This is a genomic window from Janibacter sp. CoH_79_TC_3 (assembly GCF_058197955.1).
Genome location: NZ_JBXWIV010000136.1, coordinates 1 through 255, shown reverse-complemented (window position 1 = coordinate 255; position 255 = coordinate 1). Strand labels below are relative to the sequence as shown.

1 protein-coding gene is annotated in these 255 nt (G+C 40.8%); it reads right to left on the bottom strand.

Translation table 11 applies throughout. The features are described from left to right. Positions 1-208: threonine/serine exporter family protein (locus AC2FA3_RS15375; protein WP_490510345.1), on the bottom strand; the 208-nt coding region annotated here is incomplete at its 3' end. Positions 209-255: the final 47 nt, after the last annotated feature.

Genomic DNA, 255 nt, shown 5'->3' with positions numbered 1-255 from the left:
GAATAACTGACGGTATCGTAAGCACATGGCTAGGCACATGAAACCAATGCACAGCCCTCAAAGCAATAATACTTACTACCATTGCTCCTAGCAATGTTCCAATCGGCAAACCAACACCTAAAAAATCCATAGACAAAGTACGTACACAGACAGAAATCACTCCACCTAGACCGACTAGCCATAATAAACGTGGCGGAACATTAAACATGGTAGAAAAACCAGCAGCTGCTATAAAAGCTGATATTACATAAACAA